Annotated in this window: 20 protein-coding genes; 4 read left to right on the top strand and 16 right to left on the bottom strand. The window is 67.9% G+C overall.

All coding sequences use genetic code 11. From position 1 onward, the window contains the following. Positions 1-25: 25 nt before the first annotated feature. A complete protein-coding gene (locus O8I58_RS12325) occupies positions 26-928 on the bottom strand; it encodes a LysR family transcriptional regulator (RefSeq protein WP_298316378.1) in 903 nt (300 codons plus the stop codon). Between the two features lie 287 nt (positions 929-1215). Between O8I58_RS12325 and O8I58_RS12320 the strand changes: the two genes are divergently transcribed. Beyond that, positions 1216-2430: an MFS transporter gene (locus O8I58_RS12320; protein WP_298316376.1), complete on the top strand. Its 1215-nt coding sequence runs from the start codon at positions 1216-1218 to the stop codon at positions 2428-2430. Between the two features lie 336 nt (positions 2431-2766). Beyond that, positions 2767-3669: an NAD-dependent epimerase/dehydratase family protein gene (locus tag O8I58_RS12315; protein ID WP_298316373.1), complete on the top strand. Its 903-nt coding sequence runs from the start codon at positions 2767-2769 to the stop codon at positions 3667-3669. Positions 3670-3932: 263 nt separating this feature from the next. Here O8I58_RS12315 and O8I58_RS12310 read toward each other — a convergent pair whose 3' ends face one another. From O8I58_RS12310 to O8I58_RS12295, 4 genes are all read right to left on the bottom strand, one after another. Beyond that, on the bottom strand, positions 3933-4631 hold the full coding sequence (locus O8I58_RS12310; RefSeq protein WP_298316370.1) for an alpha/beta fold hydrolase: 699 nt from the start codon (positions 4629-4631) through the stop codon (positions 3933-3935). Beyond that, a complete protein-coding gene (locus tag O8I58_RS12305) occupies positions 4628-5017 on the bottom strand; it encodes a tautomerase family protein (protein ID WP_298316365.1) in 390 nt (129 codons plus the stop codon). Before O8I58_RS12305 ends, O8I58_RS12310 begins: the two co-directional genes overlap by 4 nt. A 107-nt stretch (positions 5018-5124) precedes the next feature. Beyond that, entirely contained in the window at positions 5125-5739 is a 615-nt protein-coding gene (locus O8I58_RS12300) for a flavin reductase family protein (RefSeq protein WP_298322947.1), read from the bottom strand. Between the two features lie 98 nt (positions 5740-5837). After that, on the bottom strand, positions 5838-6110 hold the full coding sequence (locus O8I58_RS12295; RefSeq protein WP_298316363.1) for a metal/formaldehyde-sensitive transcriptional repressor: 273 nt from the start codon (positions 6108-6110) through the stop codon (positions 5838-5840). A 54-nt stretch (positions 6111-6164) separates the two neighbouring features. Here O8I58_RS12295 and dmeF point away from each other — a divergent pair, with 54 nt between their 5' ends. After that, a complete protein-coding gene (gene dmeF / locus O8I58_RS12290; RefSeq protein WP_298316360.1) occupies positions 6165-7145 on the top strand; it encodes a CDF family Co(II)/Ni(II) efflux transporter DmeF in 981 nt (326 codons plus the stop codon). A gap of 12 nt (positions 7146-7157) precedes the next feature. On the opposite strand, the gene O8I58_RS12285 is transcribed toward dmeF, so the two are convergent. The 7 genes from O8I58_RS12285 to O8I58_RS12255 form a co-directional block, all read right to left on the bottom strand. Continuing rightward, positions 7158-7907 carry an anti-sigma factor family protein gene (locus O8I58_RS12285; protein WP_298316357.1) on the bottom strand — a complete coding sequence of 250 codons (750 nt, stop codon included), beginning with the start codon at positions 7905-7907 and terminating at the stop codon, positions 7158-7160. Further along, positions 7904-8437 carry an RNA polymerase sigma factor gene (locus O8I58_RS12280; RefSeq protein WP_298316355.1) on the bottom strand — a complete coding sequence of 178 codons (534 nt, stop codon included), beginning with the start codon at positions 8435-8437 and terminating at the stop codon, positions 7904-7906. The genes O8I58_RS12285 and O8I58_RS12280 overlap by 4 nt, the downstream gene beginning before the upstream one ends. Positions 8438-8696: 259 nt before the next feature. After that, complete coding sequence (gene queF, locus O8I58_RS12275; protein WP_298316352.1) at positions 8697-9515, bottom strand: NADPH-dependent 7-cyano-7-deazaguanine reductase QueF; 819 nt, start codon at positions 9513-9515, stop codon at positions 8697-8699. 29 nt (positions 9516-9544) lie between these two features. After that, on the bottom strand, positions 9545-10282 hold the full coding sequence (locus O8I58_RS12270; protein ID WP_298316349.1) for a DUF6624 domain-containing protein: 738 nt from the start codon (positions 10280-10282) through the stop codon (positions 9545-9547). A 356-nt stretch (positions 10283-10638) separates the two neighbouring features. Beyond that, entirely contained in the window at positions 10639-11634 is a 996-nt protein-coding gene (locus tag O8I58_RS12265) for an aldo/keto reductase (RefSeq protein WP_298316346.1), read from the bottom strand. A gap of 176 nt (positions 11635-11810) precedes the next feature. Then, a complete protein-coding gene (locus O8I58_RS12260) occupies positions 11811-12854 on the bottom strand; it encodes an aldo/keto reductase (protein WP_345781339.1) in 1044 nt (347 codons plus the stop codon). A gap of 101 nt (positions 12855-12955) precedes the next feature. Then, entirely contained in the window at positions 12956-14017 is a 1062-nt protein-coding gene (locus O8I58_RS12255) for an aldo/keto reductase (RefSeq protein WP_298316341.1), read from the bottom strand. A gap of 100 nt (positions 14018-14117) precedes the next feature. Here O8I58_RS12255 and O8I58_RS12250 point away from each other — a divergent pair, with 100 nt between their 5' ends. Further along, on the top strand, positions 14118-15020 hold the full coding sequence (locus O8I58_RS12250) for a LysR family transcriptional regulator (protein ID WP_298316338.1): 903 nt from the start codon (positions 14118-14120) through the stop codon (positions 15018-15020). A 79-nt stretch (positions 15021-15099) separates the two neighbouring features. Here the strand turns inward: O8I58_RS12250 and O8I58_RS12245 are convergent, their stop codons facing one another. From O8I58_RS12245 to O8I58_RS12230, 4 genes are all read right to left on the bottom strand, one after another. Continuing rightward, positions 15100-15234 carry a hypothetical protein gene (locus O8I58_RS12245; protein ID WP_298316334.1) on the bottom strand — a complete coding sequence of 45 codons (135 nt, stop codon included), beginning with the start codon at positions 15232-15234 and terminating at the stop codon, positions 15100-15102. A 73-nt stretch (positions 15235-15307) separates the two neighbouring features. Further along, on the bottom strand, positions 15308-16519 hold the full coding sequence (locus O8I58_RS12240) for a multidrug effflux MFS transporter (RefSeq protein WP_298316331.1): 1212 nt from the start codon (positions 16517-16519) through the stop codon (positions 15308-15310). Further along, on the bottom strand, positions 16516-17985 hold the full coding sequence (locus tag O8I58_RS12235; protein WP_298316327.1) for an efflux transporter outer membrane subunit: 1470 nt from the start codon (positions 17983-17985) through the stop codon (positions 16516-16518). Before O8I58_RS12235 ends, O8I58_RS12240 begins: the two co-directional genes overlap by 4 nt. Continuing rightward, a complete protein-coding gene (locus O8I58_RS12230; protein ID WP_298316324.1) occupies positions 17982-21119 on the bottom strand; it encodes an efflux RND transporter permease subunit in 3138 nt (1045 codons plus the stop codon). Before O8I58_RS12230 ends, O8I58_RS12235 begins: the two co-directional genes overlap by 4 nt. Positions 21120-21126 lie beyond the last annotated feature (7 nt).

The raw sequence follows: 21126 nt of genomic DNA, 5'->3' as shown, positions 1-21126 counted from the left end.
CCGCAAGGTGGCCGTTCTTTTTGGATCAGCTGGAAAACGGTGACGGGCCGAGCTGTTCGACCAGATGATCCAGGAACGAGGTGATCCGCGCCGATACCGCAGTGTTGCGGTAGTACACCGCGTTGATCGATTCGCGGATGTCGAGCGTGTCCTTAGCCAGCAGCTCGACCAGCCGGCCCGCGGCGAGGTCCGCGCCGATCATGAAATCGGACAGCCGCGCGATGCCGTTGCCGGCCAGCGCCAGCTGGCGCAGGGTCTCGCCGCTGGACGCGGCAATCGTCGGGGTGATGTGCAGCAGCCCGCCATCGGCCCGGCGCAACGGCCAGTCGTTGAGGACCTCGGGCTGGGTGAAGCCCAGCAGTGCGTGCTGTGACAGTGCGGCCATCGTCTTTGGCTGGCCGCGTCGCGCCAGGTAATCCGGACTGGCGAGCAGGCGCATGCGGCTGCTGCCCAGCGGGCGCGCATGCAGGGTGGAATCGCGCAGCGGGCCGATGCGGATGGCGACATCGGTGCGGCGTTCGATCAGGTCGATGATCCCGTCGTTGCTGCTCAGCTGCAGCTCCACCTCTGGATGGCGCGCGCGGTAACCGGCCACTTGCGGCACGATCACATGCAGCATGAAGGGCGAAGCCGCATCCACCCGCAGCCGTCCGGCCGGGCGTTCGCGCCGGTGCGCCATATGGCTTTCGGCTTCATCCACCGCCGCCACGATCGCGCGTGCGCGCTGCAGGAAGGCCGCGCCTTCTTCGGTCAACTGCAGGCGGCGGGTGGTGCGGTGGAGCAGGGTGGTGCGGAGTTTTTCCTCCAGCCGGCCCAGGCTGCGGCTGGTAGCCGAGACCGTCTGCCCCAGGGCTTCGGCCGCCGCGGTGAGCGAGCCGGTGTCGACCACGGCGATGAAGGCTTGTAGTTCGTCGAGCGTGGTTTTCATGGGCGGCTCGGTGCGGTGGATTGGAGGTGGGCGGAGACAACGAAGTCGCTACCGACATAAGGAAGAAGCCGTCATCCCCGCGAACGCGGGGACCAAGCGACTTGGGCGCTGACCGGGAAAGGCAAAGGCCCTGGGTCCCCGCGTTCGCGGGGATGACGGCTTGTTTCTTCCCGTGGCGAGCGGCCAGATTATCAACCAAAACGCAAAAGTAATTGGTGGATAACGAGGTTTTTCCGCAACGATCCAGCGGCCAGACTGCGCGCCTTCCTTTCTTGCGGAGTGGCGTCATGTCACGCGGCATCCCCCTGGCCTTGCTGGCCCTCACCCTCGGCGCGTTCGCCATCGGCACCACCGAGTTCGTCATCGTCGGATTGATCCCGACCATCGCCGCCGACCTGCGGGTCAGCCTGCCCTCGGCCGGCCTGCTGGTTTCGCTGTACGCGCTGGGCGTGGCCATTGGCGCGCCGGTGCTGACCGCGCTGACCGGCAAGGTGCCGCGCAAGACCCTGCTGGTCGCGCTGATGGCGCTGTTCACCGCCGGCAACCTGGTGGCCTGGATGGCGCCGGGCTATGGCGCGCTGATCGTCGCGCGGGTGCTGACCGGGCTGGCGCATGGCGTGTTCTTCTCGATCGGTTCGATCATCGCGACTTCGGTGGTGCCCAAGGACAAGGCCGCCAGCGCGATCGCGATCATGTTCACCGGCCTGACCGTGGCCCTGGTGACCGGCGTGCCGCTGGGCACCTTCATCGGCCAGCACCTGGGCTGGCGCGCGACCTTCCTGGCGGTGGCTGGGCTGGGCGTGGTTGCGTTGATCGGTGCGGTGGCGTTCGTTCCGAAAAATATCGCCCGCAGCACGCCGGCGACCTTCGCCCAGCAGCTGGGCGTGCTGGCCCAGCCGCGGCTGCTGCTGGTGTACGCGATCACCGCGCTGGGCTACGGCGGCAGCTTCCTGGCCTTCACCTACCTGGCGCCGATCCTGCAGCAGCTCAGCGGCTTCTCCGCCAATGCGGTCAGCGGCGTGCTGCTGGTCTACGGCGTGTCGGTGGCGATCGGCAACCTGTGGGGCGGCCGCCTGGCCGACCGCCGTGGCCCGATCCCCGCGCTGAAGCTGATCTTCGCCGGCTTGGCGGCGGTGCTACTGGTGCTGACCTTCACCATGGGCAATCCGTGGCTGGTGGTGCTGACGGTGCTGGCCTGGGGCGCGGTGGCCTTCGGCAACGTGCCCGGCCTGCAGGTCTACGTGGTCAAGCAGGCCCAGCGCTTCGCACCGCAGGCCGTCGATGTCGCCTCGGGCCTGAACATCGCCGCGTTCAACGTCGGTATTGCCCTGGGCGCTTCGCTGGGCGGGCTGGTGGTCGAACACATCGGCCTGCGCCACACCCCGTGGATCGGTGCGCTGGTGGTGCTGGGTGCCTACGGCTTGACCGCACTCGCCGGACGACTGGATCGCGGCGAGGGCGTCAGCGCCAAGGCGGAAGGGATTGCCGTCGCTGCGCATTGATGCTGTCGCGCTTGGCGCGTTGGCTTTTGAAGCAAGGCTTTCACGCCTGTCGGCGCGACTTCCTTTTGTCTTGGCAAAAGGAAGCAAAACCGCCTTCGCCGGACGCGAGCCGCCGCGTTGCGGCGGTCCCCTGCGCTCCTCGCCTGAAGCGGCACGGCGCGGAACTCGCTTCGCTCAAACATCCGCGCCTCTACGGCCGCTTCAGCCTCCGGTGCTCGGCTCGCTCTACGGCTCGTTGAAGCAAGGCCACGGCAAAAACCACGGCCCACGTCGCTCACCTGTTCCTCGTCCGGCCCACCGCAAGCTATCTCACATTTATTTTTCAGGAGCATCACCATGAACATTTTCATCACCGGCGCTAACGGCTACATCGGCGGCACCGTTGCCCAGCGCCTGCTGGCCGACGGCCACCAGATCCGCGGCCTGGTCCGTCGCCCCGACCTTGCCGAGCAACTCGCCGCCAGCGGCATCACCCCGGTGCTTGGCACCCTGGACGATGGCGACCTCCTGGCGCGCGAAGCCCAGCAGGCCGATGCCGTCATCAATGCCGCCAGCAGCGACCATCGCGCCGGCATCACCGCGCTGCTTGCCGCACTGCAGGGCAGCGGCAAGACCTTGATCCACACCAGCGGCTCCAGCGTGATCGGCGACGACGTGCGCGGCGACGTGCTCTCGCCCAACATCTTCGACGAGGACACGCCCTTGATCGTCGAGGACAAGAAGCAGGCGCGCCACGCGCTGGACAACGCAATCCTGGCCGCCAGCGACAACGGCGTGCGCGGCATCGTGCTGTGCAACACCATGATCTACGGCAGTGGACGCGGCCTGCACCGCGACAGCGTGCAGATTCCGCCGCTGCTGCAGGAGGCCCAGGCGCGCGGTGCGGTGCATGTGGTCGGGCAGGGCATCAACCGCTGGTCCAACGTGCATATCGACGACGTGGCCGAGCTGTACGCGCTGGCGCTGAAGGACGCCCCGGCCGGCGCGTTCTATTTCGTCGAGAACGGCGAGGCCTCATACGCGGAGATCGGCCAGGCCATCGCCAACCGGCTGGGCCAGGGCCCGGTGCAGTCATGGACGGTGGAAGAAGCCTCGGCGGTGTGGGGCGAAGGCCACGCGCGCTATTCGTTCGGTTCCAACAGCCGCGTGCGCGCCAAGCGTGCACGCGCGGAACTGGGCTGGGCGCCGCGGCACGATTCGGTCACCCGCTGGATCGAAACCGAGATGCCGCTGGACTGAGTGCGCCAATGTGCATGCATCGCTGACGGCCGCGTGCCGTGGGCGGTGCGCGATGGGTGTGGTTGAAAATCTCCATCGCTGGGTTGGGTCGGCCGGGTCTGCGTCCTCTGTAGAGCGGAGCTTGCTCCGCTGCTCTTCGAACAGATCGCTGGTAAAGCCTCAGCGGAGCAAGCTCCGCTCCATATATGGAAGCCGCCGCCGCGACGGGCGTTGTGGGAAATCTCCATCGCCACTTGGCGGCGCCGACCGAAGCCAGGCGCCTGTCAACGCAGCAGCCACGCACGCAGTGCGGCGCTGACCGCTTCGGGTTGCTCCAGTGGCGTCAGGTGTCCTGCCTGCGCCACGCGTACCAGCGTGGCATCGGGCAGCAGGGCGGCCATCTGTTCGTGCACGGCGGGCGGGGTGATGCCGTCGTGTTCGCCGACCAGTACCAGCGCCGGGCGATCAAAGGCTCGCAGCACCGCGCTGCCGTCCTCGCGTTCGAAAGCGCTCTGGCGCAGGAAGACTTCGGCACCCAGTCGTTGGGTCATCGCGCGGATGCGCTCCATCAGCGCCGCATCGCCGTGATGCGAAGGGTCGGTGTAGGCACGCATCAGCGTCTCGCCGAAGCCGTGGAAGGCGCCCCTGCGCACCGCCGCCTGCTGGCCACGTCGCTGCTGCGCCCGCGCCGGCGAATCAGGCTGGTAGGAGGTATCCAGCAGCGCGAGCCGCTGCACGCGCTGCGGTGCAATCCGCAGGATTTCCTGGGCCACGTAACCGCCCAGCGAGAACCCCGCCAGCGCGAAGGTTGGCGGCGCCGTGTCCAGCACCTGCCCGGCCGCCGCGCGCATGGAATCGACGCTGGAGAAATCGCCGACCTGGCAGTCGGCCAGGTCGGCCAGATCAGCTAGCTGGGCACGCCAGAGGTCGGCATCGTTGAGCAGGCCGGGCAGCAGGACCAGGTCGGGACGCGGCCGGTTCATGCGGGATCGACGTATTGCGCGATGCCGTTGCCGAAGGACCAGTTTTCCTTGGCCACTTCCACCAGGCTGATGAAGACATCCTCACGACGCAGGTCCAGGCGCTGGTGCAGGCCATCGGCGACCGCCTTGTAGAAAGCCTGCTTCATCGCCACCGTGCGGCCGGTGCTGAGCGTCACCTGGATCACCAGGCAGGCCTCGCTGCGCGCGATGCCCAGGTAGGTCGGGTCGAGCATCAGCTCGCTGCTCGAATGCTGGTGGAAGACCTGGAAGCGGTCGTCTTCCGGGACATTCAAAGTGGCGCGCATCGCGTCGTAAATCACATCGCCGACCGTGGCGCGGAAGGCGTCGGTGGTAGCGGCGTGCAGATCAATCCGGACCAGGGGCATGGCAGTACTCAGGTGAGGGAAGAAAGGGGACACAGGCGACGCCTGTGATGGTTGCGGTGTCTTCGAAGACAACATGCGGGCGTTGTCGGGATCGGTGTGATGCAGGCTCAGGCGCGGGTGGGCCGGACCATCTCGAACATCGCCTCGGGCGTGATCTGTGCATAGCTGCCACGACCACCGGCGCGCAGGATCGGTGCGGCCGCGGCGGTGTCGTAGATGCCGTCGACCAGGTAGCGCTTGTCGATGTGCACGCCAACCACCTCGCCCAGCACCAGCCATTGATCCAGCGCGCTGCCGGCCACGTCGGTAAGCTGGATCAACTGGGTGAGCCGGCATTCGAATGACGCGGGCGAACCCGCGACGAACGGTGCGTTGACCACCTGGCCGGGGACGGGTGTCAGGCCGGTACGTTCGAACTCGTCCACATCCGACGCAAACGGCGCGGAGCTGAGGTTCATGACATCGGCTTGCGCGCGCGTGGCCAGGTTCCAGGTGAACACACCGGAGGCTTCCACGTTGCGCACGCTGTCCTTCCAGCCCGAGCTGCTGAAGCCGATGATCGGCGGGCTGTCGCCGAAGGCGTTGAAGAAGCTGTAGGGCGCCAGGTTGCGTACGCCGTCGGGCGACACCGAGCCGATCCAGCCGATCGGCCGCGGCGCGATGATGGATTTGAACGGGTCGTGCGGCAGGCCGTGGCCATCGCCGGGCCGGTAGAAGTGCATCTGGCTCACGCGTGCATCCAGGGGACGAATCAGGCGCGCAGCATGCACGCCTGCGCGTCGCGATGCCGGCAACGCTGCTTTTCGCGACGCGCGCGTGCCTATTTCAGGTAGGAGCGCAGGACCTTGTTGACCGCGCTGACCTCGGCGCTGCGCTTGGCGGCGTTCTTCTCTTCGGCCACGTGTTCCTGCATGTGGCCTTCCAGCACTTCCAGCAGCAGGCTTTGCGCCGCGCCGCGGATGGCGGCGATCTGGGTCAGCACCGCGAGGCATTCGGGCGCGCCGGCCAGGGCTTTCTCAAGCGCGGCCACCTGGCCCTTGAGGCGCTTGACCCGGTGGTTCAGCCGGGTGGCGTCGTGGATGACATGCGACATCGTGGCGATTCCTCATATACCCTAGGGGGGTATCTTAACTCCCTGGCCACCCCGATGTCCCTCGACCACGCCGTCAACGCGCACCGCCACGACCACCAGTACGTCACCGGCAACACCTCGGGCGAACGCAACACCCGCCGCGCGGTGGTGCTGACCGCGGTGATGATGGTGGCCGAGATCGCCGGCGGCTGGATCTTCAATTCCATGGCGCTGCTGGCCGACGGCTGGCACATGAGCTCGCACGCGCTGGCGCTGGGCCTGTCGCTGCTGGCCTATGCCGGTGCGCGCCGTTTCGCCCAGGACCGGCGTTTTGCGTTCGGCACCTGGAAGATCGAAATCCTCGGCGGCTACACCAGTGCGGTGCTGCTGCTGTGCGTGGCGCTGCTGATGGCGGTGCAGTCACTGCAGCGGTTGGTCAATCCGCTGCCGATCCACTACGACCAGGCCATCGTCCTGGGCGTGATCGGCCTGGCCGTAAACCTGGTCTGCGCCTGGTGGTTGAAGGATGACCACAGTCACCACCACCACGGGCACGACCATGGACATGATCACCACCACGAACATGCACACGGCCATGCGCATGGAGAACACGGTGATCATCATGCCGACCTCAACCTGCGCTCGGCCTACATCCACGTGCTGGCCGATGCGGCGACCTCGGTCCTGGCCATCGTCGCGCTGCTGGCGGGCCGTTTCTTCGGCGCATCGTGGCTGGACCCAGTGATGGGGATCGCCGGCGCGGTGCTGGTGACCGTGTGGGCGGTGGGCCTGCTGCGCAGCACCGGCCGGGTGCTGCTGGATGCGGAAATGGACGCGCCGGTGGTGGAGGAAGTGCGCGAGGTGATCGCCACGCTGCCGCAGCCCACCGCGATCAGCGACCTGCATGTGTGGCGCGTTGGCCGTGGCCAGTACGCGGCCATCGTCAGCCTGGTCACCACCGGGCCGCTGTCACCGCAGGCCGTGCGTGAGGCGCTGTCCATCCATGAAGAACTGGTCCACGTGACGGTGGAGATCAACGCCGCGCCTGCGGCCTGATGGCATGCGCGCTCAGCCCTGCGGGCCGAGCACCGAGGCCACGCTGCGCGCGCGGGCATCGTCGAACGGGCTGACCACGGCGAAGCTGGTGTTGCCGCGCGACCAGTACTGGGCCAGCAGGTCGCCGTCGCGGCGCAGGCCCGGTTCGCGGAACCAGCCGCCCGGACGCAGGTACACGCCGATGCGTGCGCCCGTGCCATCGGCGTAGACCAGCATCGCCGCCGCGCCCTGTTCGGTCGAAAGCCGTTGGCCGCCGACCAGGCGAAAGCCCTGCGCTTGCAGGTCGGGCAGGGCGCCGAGCGGACCGAAGTGCGTGGTCAACCAGTCCTGCAGCTGCGCGCGACCGGCTGGGTCGAGCGTGTCCGTGCGATCGCTTACGGCAAACAGCCGGTAGGCCGATACCGCATCGGCCATCGGCAACCGGCTTGCGGCGATCTGCATCTGCCTGGCCTGCCAGCCCACGCCGGTGCCCAGGCCCAGTGACAGCAGGATCGCCGCCACCACGCCCAGGCGTGTGCGCCGACGGGCCCGCACGCGGCGGCGCAGATGCGCAGGTTCCAGCGCGGGATTGACCGGCCAGCTTTCCGGCATGGCCTGGCTGGTGCGCAGGCGTTCGGCGTCGTGCTTCCAGTCGGCGACCACCGCGGCGCGCTCCGGATGGGCGCCCAGCCAGCGCTCGATCTCGGCGCGCGCCTCCAGCGGCAGCTGCCCATCCACATAGGCGTGCAGGTCGGCTTCGCTGGGGGCGGTGCGGAAGGTCATCGCAGGACCTTCAAGGTGGGCCGCGCGGGTTTGGGCGCGGTATCACTGGCCGCGCGCAGTGCCTGCCGCGCACGCGCCAGGCGCGACATCACCGTGCCGATGGGCACCTTGAGCGTGTCGGCTACTTCGCGATAGCTGAAGCCCTCCACGCTGACCAGCAGCAACAGCGCGCGCTGTTCGGCCGGCAGCGTGTCGAACGCCGCCAGGGTGGTGCGGGTGGTGGTGATGCTTTCGGCCGACGGCGCGTGCTCGGGTTCGGCCTGGCCGAACAGCTGCGCCAGCCGCCGCCAGCGCTGGCGGCGGCGATGCTCATCGACGAACTGCCGGTACAGGATCGAGAACAGCCATGGCTGCAGCGCATCGGCGGTGTGCCGGGTGCGGCCATGGGTGAGTGCGCGTTCCAGCGTGGCCTGGACCAGGTCGTCGGCTGCGGCCGGTTCGTGCACCAGCGAGCGCGCGAACCGGCGCAGGCGCGGGATCAGCGTGCGCAAGGTGGCGTCATCCAGTTCGGTGGCGGCGGGCGAATCCATGAGCGGCGTGGCGGCGGAAGGTCACAGGTCAGACGCGCGAGGTGACAGGGTATTCCATGGCCCGTGAGCCGATGCCCACGCCTGCGTCGCGATGGCCGCCCCGGGAGGCGGCCCGACGCGGCACCGCGCCTGCTGCACTGGTGGGTGGCAGCGATGCGGTGGATCGGTGCCGGCAGGTCGAGGCCGTCGCGCGGCACACCTTCGCGCAAGAAAAGCGCGGCGCCATGGGCGCCGCGCTTGGGTCCATCGAGGCCAGGACTTACTGGCGCAGCTCGCGCAGCGGTGCCGGTGCGCTGTCTTCCCAGCCGGGCGTGATGCGCCACGGATTGATGTCCAGCCCGCCGCGCCGCGTGTAGCGCGCTTCCACCGACAGCCTGGCCGGTGCGCAGCGTGCAGCGACATCGGCGAAGATCCGCTCCACGCACTGTTCGTGGAAACCGGCGTGGTCGCGGAAGCTGACCAGGTAGCGCAGCAGGCCTTCGCGGTCGATCTTCGGCCCCTCGTAGCGCAGCACCACGCTGCCCCAGTCCGGCTGGCCGGTCACCGGGCAATTGGATTTGAGCAGGTGCGAGACCAGGGTCTCGGTGACGGCGTCGCCGGCAGCAGACAGGTACGCAGGATTCGGCGGGCCGTAGTCGTCGATGTCCACGTCCAGCGTGTCGATCAGCAGGGCACCGGACTCGGAGCCGAACACTGGCAGGCCCGGCACCACCGTGACCGGCGCGCCGGCGCGCGCGGACAGGTCGCGCGCGACCTGCGCGCAGACGTCTTCGACCGAAGCAAAGCGCGCGGCATTGAGCGAATTGAGATACAGCTTGAGCGACTTGGATTCGATCAGCGCCGGCGACTCCTGCGGCACGGTCAGCGTCGCGGTGGCGACCTGCGGCTTGCCACGCAGGTCCAGCCAGCCCAGCTCGTAGGCATGCCAGCGGTCGTGGCCGACAAAAGGCAGGGCGGCGTTGTCCAGGCCCAGCTCCGCACGCGCGCCGGCGCGCGGAATCGGGAACAGCAGGTCCGGGTCGTAGTGCGAGGGATAGGCGACCTCGCGGCCCAGCAGGGAGTCTTCAGGCGTATTCATGCCACTATTTTAAGCCCTGCATCCGTCGCCTAGTTGGCGGGCTCAGACGCCGGCGGCCACTGGATCTTGCGATGCATCTGGCGCTCGCCCTGCGCGACATAGTCCGCCATCGATTCCAGCCCGATCGCAGCGCGCCGCGCGTCTAGTCCGTCTAGGTCCTCGACTGGCTGGATCTGCAGCATGCCATCCACCTGCTGGAACTGCGTGCCATAGACCTGCCGTTTGCCTTGTGCGCGCCGAACGCGATCGGTCATGTAGGCTAGGTCCGAGCCGGAAGCTTCGCCTTGCGCCACCGCCGACTGCATCAATCCCAGCACGCGCTCCTGGAAGGCGGGATCGGCATCGGCATGTTGGGCCAGCAGCCAGGCCTGGTTGGCGCCTTCCGATCCAACCTGCCGCACCAGCGGCCAGCCTTGCCGGTCGACCACGGATTTGAGCCAGCCGGTGTTGTCGCGATCGATCTCAAGGGCCTGCTGGTTGAGCTTGACGTCGCGGGGCCGCACCATCACCTGCTCGCGGATAGCCTGGTCGCGCGTGGTGCGCTCCGCTAGTTCCTTGGCCAGCACCGGATCGTAGCCCCGTGCGGCCTGCGCTTTGCGCTCGGCGTCCAGCCAGGCGCGCCAGCGTGGATCGTCATGCAGCGATGCGAGATCGGCGTCATTCGCGATTATCTCGATCGACGGGCGATCCTTGTAATCCGTGCGCTGCAACCGCGCGAACGCGGCGTCATGCTCGCCGGCGCGCGCCAGGCAGCTGGCGGCGCCCATCTGGGCACCTGCCTGCGGCGGCTGCCGGTCGGCCAACGCGCCATACAGCACCGCGCAGGTCTTCCAATCCTTGGCGTCATAGGCCGATTGCGCGGTAGCGGGTGCGGCGTGCAACTGCGTGATCCATCCGCCGGCAAGCAGTGCGGACAGCAGGACGAGACGACGAGGCTGCATGGGGGACGTTCCTTATCCGAATGAATATCTAGTTACGCCTGCCTACTCATGGATGCGATGTGCCATTGGTCATGACGCAGGTAGCTAGCACCGGTGGGAGCGCCATGGTGGCGATGAAAATTTACCGTGATGTCCATCGCCGCCATGGCGGCTCCCACGACAGCGGGTTGATCGCATGACGCTCAGCGGTTGAGCTGGGCCATGTTGCTTTCCGGATAACGCTGGCCCGCCGCGGCGCCGGTCGGGAAGACCGCATCGATGGCAGCCAGGTCGGCATCGCTCAGGCGCACGTCCAGTGCGTCCAGGTTTTCGTCCAGATACTTGATGCGCTTGGTGCCGGGGATCGGCACCAGGTCATCGCCCTGCGCCAGCACCCAGGCCAGGGCGAGCTGGCCAGGGGTGACGCCGCGCTCGCGCGCAATCGCGTTGACCTTGTCCACCAGCGCCAGGTTGGCGGCGAAATTGGCACCCTGGAAGCGCGGATGGTTGCGCCGGTTGTCGTCGGCATCGAAATCGTCCGGTGAGCGGATCGCGCCGGTCAGGAAGCCACGGCCCAGCGGCGAATACGGCACGAAGCCGATGCCGAGTTCGCGCGCGGTGGCCAGCACGCCATCGGTTTCCGGGTCGCGCGACCACAGCGAGTATTCGGTCTGCAGCGCGGTGATGGGATGGGTTGCGTGGGCGCGACGCAGCGTCGCCGGCGCGGCCTCGGACAGGCCGAGGAAGCGCACCTTGCCGGCGTCGACCGCGCGCGCCATTTCGCCGACGGTGTCTTCGATCGGCACGTTGGGATCGACGCGGTGCTGGTAGTACAGGTCGATGTGGTCCACGCCCAGGCGCTTGAGGCTGGCATCCAGGCTGCTGCGCACGTACTCGGGACGACCGCTGACGCCGCTGGGCCGGGTCGCGCCGGGTTCGTACACGAAGCCGAACTTGGTCGCCAGGAACACCTGGTCGCGGCGGTCGCCAATCGCCTTGCCGACCAGCACTTCGTTGGTGTGCGGGCCGTACATGTCCGAGGTGTCGAGCAGGGTCACGCCGCGCTCCAGCGCGTGGTGGATCACGGCGATGGCGCTGCCGTCGTCCACGCGGCCACCGTAAGACTGGCTCATGCCCATGCAGCCCAGGCCAAGCGCGGACACGGTGGGGCCATGGCGGCCAAGGGTGCGGGTTTTCATCAAGGGAGATCCTGTGTTGCGAAGCGTCGGTGCCTGCGCGTGGATGCAATGCAGGCGAGGCCGCCATTGTCCCGCCGCAGGCCTTGCGTGCGCGTGACCCATTGCGCCCGTCCGGGCGCTGCAGTGTTCCGCATGCGCGATGCAGCCGATGTGGTCGACGGCATCACGCATTGGCATCAACGATTGAGCGCGGCCATCATCGCTTCGGGATAACGCGTGCCGGACACGGACTGTGGGGTGAACACCGCTTCGATGGCGGCAAGTTCTTCGGGGCTCAAGCCGACGTCCAGCGCGTCCAGGTTTTCGTCCAGATAGGCGATGCGCTTGGTGCCAGGAATCGGAACGATGTGAAGTTCCTCGCGGCCCTCCATGGCGGAACCCTGCTGGCTTTCGGATGCCCCGGCCTGGCCATCCCTGGCCAGGCGTTCGCCAGCGCGGCGAGCCGTGCTCGCCAAGCGCGCTGGCTCACCCTGGGCCAGGACCCAGGCCAGGGCGAGCTGGCCCGGCGTGCAGCCCTTGTCGGCGGCAATCGCGTTGACCTTGTCCACCAGCGCCAGGTTGGCGGCGAAGTTGTCACCCTGGAAGCGCGGGCTGCTGCGGCGGTAATCGTCGGCTTCGAAGTCGGCCGGTGAGCGGATTGCGCCGGTCAGGAAGCCGCGGCCCAGTGGCGAGTACGGCACGAAGCCGATGCCGAGCTCGCGCACGGCCGCCAGCACGCCGGTGTCCTCGGCATCGCGCGACCACAGCGAATACTCGGTCTGCACCGCGGTGATCGGATGCACGGCGTGCGCGCGACGGATCGTGTCCGCGCCGGCCTCGCTCAGGCCGAGATACTTCACCTTGCCCTGTTCGACCAGGCGCGACATCGCACCCACGGTGTCCTCGATCGGCGTGTTGGGATCGACGCGGTGCTGGTAGTACAGGTCGATGTGGTCCACGCCCAGCCGCTTGAGGCTGCCTTCGACGCTGGCCTGCACGTATTCCGGGCGGCCATCGATGCCGCGCACGGACGGGTCGCTGGGATCGAGCTTGATGCCGAATTTCGTCGCCAGGAACACCTGGTCGCGCCTGCCGGCGATGGCCTTGCCGACCAGCACTTCGTTGGTGTGCGGGCCATACATGTCGGCGGTGTCGAGCAGGCTGACGCCGCGTTCCAGCGCGTGGTGGATGACGGCGATGGACGTGGCGTCATCGCTGCGCCCGCCGTAGAAGGCGCTCATGCCCATGCAGCCCAGGCCAAGCGCGGATACGGTGGGGCCGTTGCGGCCAAGGGTGCGGGTTTTCATCGGGTGGACTCCTTGGGTGGGAAAAGACGACCGCATCAGGCGCGTGCCTGCACGCGTGCCGTGCCGAAGATGTTGCGCGTCACCAGTGGCGAGCGCAGGAAATCGTGGGGGAACGGCGCCTCCACCGCGCCGGCCGCTTCCAGCCGCGCGCATTGCGCGGCGGTGAGGGTGATGTCGAGTGCGCCCAGGTTGTCTTCCAGCTGGGCCAGCGTGCGCGCGCCGACGATGGGGATCGCACCGGCGCCCGGTCGTTGCAGCAGCCAGGCGATGGCGACCTGCGCGGCGCTGTGGCCGGTCTCCTGCGCGACCGCGCGCACCGCATCGGCCACCTCCAGCGCGCGTTCGGTCAGGGCGCCGTTGGCGATGGCGACCTCGCGCCGTGTGCCGGTAGGCTTGGCCTCGGCCGGCGGTGCAAGATCGGCGCGGCTGTACTTGCCGGTGAGCACGCCACTGGCCAGCGGCGACCACGCGAGCACGCCCAGGCCAAGCGCATCGGCCATCGGCAGCAGCTCGGATTCGACGCTGCGCTGGAGCAGGCTGTATTCGATCTGCAGCGCCACCAGCGGGCTCCAGCCGCGCAGGTCGGCCAGGGTCTGCATGCGCGCGACTTGCCAGGCGGGGGTGTCGGAGATGCCGGCGTACATGACCTTGCCGGCGCGCACCAGGTCGTCGAAGGCGCGCATCACTTCCTCGACCGGCGTGGTGCCATCCCAGGCGTGCAGGTACAGCAGGTCCAGATAGTCGGTGCCCAGCCGCTTCAGGCTGTCCTCGACCGAGCGCAGCATCGCGCGGCGATGGTTGCCGCCGGCATTGGGATTGGCCGGGTCCATGCTCAGGGTGTACTTGGTGGCCAGCACCACGCGTTCGCGGCGGCCGGGCAGCAGCTGGCCGAGCAGGGTTTCGGAGCTGCCGAAGGTGTAGAAGTTGGCGGTGTCGATGAAGTTGCCGCCGCGTTCCAGGTAGGCATCCAGGATGCGCGCGGTTTCGGCTTCGTCCGAACCCCAGCCCCAGTCCTGGCCGAAGGTCATCGTGCCCAGCGCCAGTGGGCTGACACGCAGGCCGGAACGGCCCAGCAGGCGGTAATCGTCGAGTTGCATGGTGCATGGCCTTAGCCGGAAGGAAGGCGGGCAGGATCGCGCGCGGCGCCATGTCGATAAACTGGCCAAATACGCATCAGCCTTGAAGCAGGACTTCACAATGGCCGCCAGCCCACTGCCCGCCGTGGTCGCCTTTACCCGCGTGGCCCACCACGCCAGTTTCAGCCGTGCCGCCGACGAACTGGGGGTGAGCCCGTCGGCGCTGTCCCAGACCGTGCGCGCGCTGGAAGCCCAGCTGGGCGTGCGCCTGCTGCACCGGACCACGCGCCGGGTGGGCCTGACCGAACACGGCGCGCGGTTCCTGGAACGGGTGCGGCTGGGCCTGGAGCAGATCGACGCGGCCTTCCAGGACCTGGACGCGGTGCGCGACACGCCGGCCGGCCTGCTGCGCATCACCTTGCCGCGGCTGGTGGCCGAACGCCTGGTGCTGCCGCGGCTGCATGACTTTCACGCGCGTTACCCGCAGGTGCAGGTGGAACTGTTCATCGACCCGCATCTGGTCGACCTGGTCGCCGAAGGCTTCGATGCGGGCGTGCGCCTGGGCGAGTCGCTGGCCCGCGACATGATCGCGCTGCCGATCGGCCCGCCGCACCGGCAGGTGGTGGTGGGCACGCCGGGCTATTTCGCCCGCCATGGCGTGCCGCAGACCCCGGCCGATCTGGTCGACCACGCTTGCGCCGTGCACCGGCTCAGCAGCGGTCGGCTGATGGCGTGGGAGTTCACCCGCGATGGGCAGGACTTCGATGTGGCGGTCAGCGGGCCGCTGGTGAGCAACGAGAGCGGGATCGTCTATCGCGCGGCGCTGGGTGGGGCGGTGCTGACCCAGTGTTTCGAGGAGCTGGCCGAGGCCGACCTGGCAGCCGGGCGATTGGTGCGGGTGCTGGATGACTGGCAGCTGCCGTTCCCGGGGTTCCACATCTACTACCCGGCACGGGAGCATCTGCCGCCGAAGCTGCGGGTGTTCGTGGAGTTCCTGCGGGAGGGCGTGTCCGCCGGTTTGTGATGTGGCCTGCACATGGGCGCGCGTAGGTTCGCCAGGACCGACTCCTCAACGAGGTGATGAGATGCAACTGCGAACCGTGCTACTGGCTGCGGCCACCGCGCTTGTCCTGTCTGCCTGTCTGCCGCCGCCACGGCATGATGGTCCTGGCCGCCACGGCGATGATCGTGGCCATGATGACCATCGTGATGGGGATCATCAGGATGGCGACCGCCACGACCGCGATCGCGGTCCCTCTGACCGGTCGTGAGTAAGCTGCCCGGCGGGTAGGCGGCCGCGCGCCTGCGAACTCAGGCCGCGGCCGCGCGCCGCGGCCACCAGGCCAACACCACGGCCGTGCCCGCACATCCCAGCATCACCGCCGTCATCGGCAGCGCGGAGCCATCGTCCAGCGTACCGACCAGCGCACTGGCCGCAGCGGCCAGCCCGAACTGCAATGCACCGACCAGCGATGAGGCACTGCCGGCCGCAAACCGGCCCACGCCCATCGCCAGCGCGACACTGTTGGCAGCGACCATCGGCACGCAGCCGATGCACACGAACAGCGGCGCCACCAGCAACGGCAATGCCGGGCTGTCGCGCAGGATCAGCAGCGTCGCCGCAGTGGCGGCCATCACGCAGACCGCCACCCGCAGGACCGCGATGGGGGAAAGCCGACGCAGCAGCACAACGTTGACGCGGCCGGCGATGATCATGCCGACGGCGTTGAATGCGAACAGCCAGCCGTAGTGCTGCTGGCTGACGCCGTGCAATGACATGAACACATACGGCGAGCCGGCGATGTAGGCGAACATCGCGGCCATCGCGGTCGCACCGGTCAGCGCCGGCACGATGAAACCGGGCATGCGCAGCAACGCTGCGAAGGTGCGCAGGCTGTCGCCCAGGTGCAGCGGCCGGCGGCGGTGGGACGGCAGTGTTTCCGGCAGGCCGCGCCAGACCGAGATCAGGCAGGCACCACCGAACAGCGCCAGGAACACGAACACGCTGCGCCATCCGGCCAGGGCCAGCAACCAGCCGCCCAGCAACGGTGCCAGCACCGGGCCAAGCCCCTGCACCATCATCATCGTGGACAGCGTGCGTGCGGCTTCGCGGGGTTCCATCAGGTCCTGGATCACCGCGCGCGCCACGATCATGCCGGCGCAGCCGCCGACGGCCTGCAGCGCCCGTACGCCGATGAGCAGCTCGACGTGCGGGCTCAGCACCAGCAGCAGCGAGGTCACGGTGAACAGCCAGATCCCGACCAGCAGCGGGCCGCGCCGGCCCCAGGCATCGGTCATCGGGCCGTACAGCAGCTGGCCCACGCACAGGCCCAGGAAGAAGCTGGACAGGCTCATCTGCACATGGGCGACATCGGTGTGCAGGTCACGGGCGATGGCGGGGAAGCCGGACAGGTACATGTCCGTGGCGAAGGGTGCGAAGGCGCTCAGCGCACCCAGCAGCAGCACCAGCCGCGGCGGTGCGTGGCGCACCGCGCGGCGGTCGCGTTCCGCCACTTCACTCACTGCGCAGTCTGCGTGGTGTCGGCGTTGGCCGTCGCGGACTGCGCATCCGCACCGCCACCCAGGACCTTGTACAGCGTGACGCGGTTGCTGGCTTCGGTCAGGCGCAGGGTGATCTGGTCCTGCTGGGCGCTGTACAGCGAACGCTGCGAAGTCAGCGCTTCCAGGTAGCTGTCCACGCCATTGCGATAACGCGCATCGGCCAGGGTGTAGCTGCGCTGGGTCGCATCGACCAGGGCGTTCTGTGCATCCAGCTGCTCGGCCAGGTTGGCGCGTGCGACCAGGGCGTCGGCCACTTCGGAGAACGCGGTCTGGATGGCCTTTTCATAGGTGGCCACTTCGATGCTCTTCTCGATCTTGGCGACATCCAGCGCGCCCTTGAGCGCGCCGGCGTCGAAGATTGGCAGCGTGATCGTGGGGACGAACGACCAGGTGCGGTTGCCGCTGTCGAACAGGCTGGACAACGCATCGCTGCCGCGCCCGGTCGAAGCGGTCAGCGAGATGGTCGGGAAGAACGCCGCGCGCGCCGCACCGACGTTCGCGTTGGCCGCCTTCAACGTGTGTTCGGCCGACAGCACGTCCGGTCGCTGCAGCAGCACGCGCGAATCCAGGTTGGCCGGCAGCGGCGCCAGGGCGACCGAAGCGTCCAGCGCATCGGCGCCTGGCAACAGTGCATCGCCGACCGGCGCACCGACCAGCAGTTCCAGCGCGTTGCGGTCCTGGGCCAGCTGGGTGGTGTAGCTGGCGACGTCGGCGCGCGCACTCTCGACCGTGCTCTGCATCGCGGCCAGGTCCACCCCGGACATCACACCCTCGTCGTGCTGGGCTTGGGTGAGCTTGAGCGACTGGCGCTGGCTGGCCAGGGTGTCCCGGGCCAGCTGCAGGCGTTGCTGGTCGGCGGCCACGGTCAGCCAGTCGGCGGCCACTTCGGCCACCAGGGTCAGGCGCGTGCTGCGCTGGGTCTCGGACGTGGCCAGCCAGGTTTCCAGCGCATCGTTCTTGAGGCTGCGGATGCGGCCGAACAGGTCCAGTTCCCAGCTGCTGATGCCCACTTCGGCAGTGGCGCTCTGGCTGACGCTGCCAGTCCCGGTGGTGCTGCTGCTGGCACTGGTGCGGCTGCGCGACTGGCTGCCGCTGACATCGATGGTGGGGAACAGGTCCGCGCGCTGGATCCGGTACTGCGCGCGCTGCGATTCGATGTTGAGCAGGGCGATGCGCAGGTCGCGGTTGTTGTCCAGGGCCAGGGTGATGACCTGGCGCAGGCGTGCATCCAGGAACACCTGTTGCCAGTCCAGTTCGGCCACCGGCGTGGTGGTCTGGTCGCTGGCGCCCGCGGCGGCGGTGTCGCGGAACTGCGCCGCCACGGGTGCATCGGGACGGGCATAGCGCGGGGCCATGCTGACGCAGCCGGACAGCGCGGCCAGGCAGGCCGCGGCCAGCACGGCACGCGGCAGGAAGGAACGGATCATGGAGTCACCTCGGCGTCGCGCGCTGCGGCCTTGCCCTTGCCCGGGAACAGACTGCGCACGATCACGTAGAACAGTGGAACGAAGAAGATGCCCAGCACCGTGGAGGCCAGGGTGCCGCCGATCACGCCGGTGCCCAGCGAATGGCGGCCACCGGAGCCGGCACCGGTACTGACCACCAGCGGCAGCACGCCCAGCATGAAGGCCAGCGAGGTCATCAGGATCGGGCGCAGGCGCAGGCGCGATGCATGCAGCGTGGCCTTGATCAGCGATTCGCCCTTGTCTTCAAGCTCCTTGGCGAACTCGACGATCAGGATGCCGTTCTTGGCCGCCAGGCCCACGGTGGCCAGCAGGCCCACCTGGAAATACACATCGTTCTCCAGTCCGCGCAGGGTGGTCAGCAGCAGCGCGCCCAGCACGCCGATCGGCACCGCCAGCATCACCGAGAATGGGATCGACCAGCTTTCGTACAGCGCCGCCAGGCACAGGAACACGAACAGCAGCGACACCGCATACAGCAGCGGCGCCTGCGAACCGGACTGCTGTTCCTGGTAGGACAGACCCGACCACGAATAGCCGAACTGGCCGGGGATCTGCTTGACCAGCGAAGCCATCTGCGCCATCGCCGTGCCCGAGCTGACGCCGCTGGCGGCCTGGCCGCTGATCTCCATCGAGGCGGTGCCGTTGAAGCGCGCCAGCGAGGCCGGCGCATAGCCCCAGCCGGTGGTGGAGAACGCCGAGAACGGCACCATGTCGTCGTTGCTGTTGCGCACCGACCAGCGGTTGATGTCCTGCGGCAGCATGCGGGCGCTGGCTTCGCCCTGCACGTAGACCTTCTTGATGCGGCCGCCGTTGACGAAGTCGTTGACGTAGGTGCTGCCCATCGCGGTGCTGAGCGTGGCGTTGATGTCGCTCTGGCTCAGGTCCAGCGCACCGGCCTTGGCATCGTCGATCTTGACGTCGAAGGTCGGTGCATCCTCCAGGCTGCCGTAGCGCACCGCGGTGACCGCGCTGTTCTGGTTGGCCAGTTGCAGCAGCTGGTTCTTGGCCGCCACCAGTGCCTCATGGCCGGCGCCGCCGGTGTCCTGCAGTTCCAGGGTGAATCCCGCACTCTGGCCCAGGCCGGGAATGCCCGACGGTGCCATCGCGAAGATCTGCGCATCGCGGAACTTCTGCGCCATCGCCATGGTGACCCGAGTACCGATGGACGTCGCATCGGCCTTGCGATCGCTCCAGTCCTTGAGTTTGACAAAGCCCATGCCCGAATTCTGGCCGCTGCCGCCCATGCTGAAGCCGGCGACCGACATGATGCTGTCCACTTCCGGTTGCTGCTGGACGTAGGCGGTGACCTCATCCATCACCTTCAGCGTCTGCTGCTGGGTGGCACCGGAGGGAAGTTTGACCTGCACCATCAGCATGCCCTGGTCTTCCTCGGGCAGGAACGACGTCGGCAAGCGCCAGAACAGCAGGCCCATCACCAGCAGCACCACCACGTACACGCCCACGCCGAGCTTGCGGTGGGTGACCACCTTCTCCACGCCGTGGCCATAGCGCTCGGCACTACGGTCAAAGAAGCGGTTGAACCAACCGAAGAAGCGGCCGAGCGGCCCGCGCGTGGTGATGTGGCCACCCTTCTCGATCGGGGTCAGGATGGTCGCGCACAGCGCCGGGGTCAGGGTCATGGCCACCAGCACCGACAGGATCATCGCCGAGGCGATGGTCACCGAGAACTGGCGGTAGATCGCACCGGTGGAGCCACCGAAGAAGGCCATCGGCAGGAACACCGCGGTCAGCACCAGGGCGATGCCGACCAGGGCGCCGGTGATCTGGCCCATCGACTTGCGGGTGGCCTCGTAGGGCGACAGCCCTTCCTCGCTCATCACCCGCTCGACGTTCTCCACCACCACGATCGCATCGTCCACCAGCAGGCCGATCGCCAGCACCATCGCGAACATCGACAAGGTATTGATCGAATAACCCAGCAGCGACAGCACGCCGAAGGTGCCCATCAGCACCACCGGCACCGCAATCGCCGGGATCAGCGTGACGCGCCAGTTCTGCAGGAACAGGTACATGATCGCCACCACCAGGATGATGGCTTCGATCAGGGTCTTGACCACCTCCTCGATGGAGATCTTCACGAACGGCGTGGTGCTGTAGGCCACGTGGTAGTTCAGCCCGCTCGGAAAATAAGGCTGCAGCTCGGTGAGCTTGGCTTCGACCGCCTCGGACACGTCCATGGCGTTGGCGCCGGAGGCCAGTTCGATGCCGATGCCGGCAGCGGACTTGCCGTTGAACTTGCTCACCGCCGAATAGCTCTCGCTGCCCAGTTCGACCTTGGCCACGTCGGACAGCAGGATCCGCGCGCCGCTGGCGTCGGACTTGACCACGATGGCCTTGAACTGGTCGACGGTCTTCAGGCGGCTGCGCGCCGTCACGGTGGCGGCCAGCGACTGGCCTTGCACTGCAGGCAACGCGCCCAGCGAACCGGCGGTGACGTCGCTGTTCTGCGCGCTGATCGCACTGGTGATGTCCGAGGGCATCAGCGAGTAGGTGCGCAGCTTCTCCGGATCCAGCCAGATCCGCATCGAGTACTCCGAGCCCATCACCTGCACGTTGCCCACGCCATTGACCCGGCTCAGCGGGTCCTGCAGCGAGGACACCATGTAGTCGGAGATGTCGGTGCCGTTCATGCTGCCGTCGTCGGAAGTGAAGGCCAACACCATGAAGATGTTGCCGGACGACTTGGTGACCGTGACGCCGGTGCTCTGCACGGAATCAGGCAGCAGCGACTGGGCCTGCTGCAGCTTGTTCTGCACCTGCACCTGGGCGGTGTCCGGGTCGGTGCCCGAGGCGAAGGTCAGGGTGACCTGCGCGCTGCCCGACGAGGTGCTGCTGGACGCCATGTACATCAGGTTGTCCAGGCCGGTCATGTTCTGCTCGATGACCTGGGTGACCGAGTTCTCGGTGGTTTCGGCCGAGGCGCCGGTGTAGGTGGCGCGGATCGAGACCGTGGGCGGGGCGATGTCGGGGTACTGCTCCACCGGCAGGGTGAAGACCGCCAGCGTGCCGGCCAGGGTGATGACGATGGCGATGACCCAGGCGAAGATCGGCCGGTCGATGAAGAAACGTGACATGTGCGGT

The organism is Pseudoxanthomonas sp. (assembly GCF_027498035.1).
Classification (GTDB): Bacteria; Pseudomonadota; Gammaproteobacteria; order Xanthomonadales; family Xanthomonadaceae; genus Pseudoxanthomonas_A.
The sequence above is the reverse complement of the archived record's forward strand: the minus strand, read 5'-3'. Positions and strand labels throughout refer to the sequence as shown.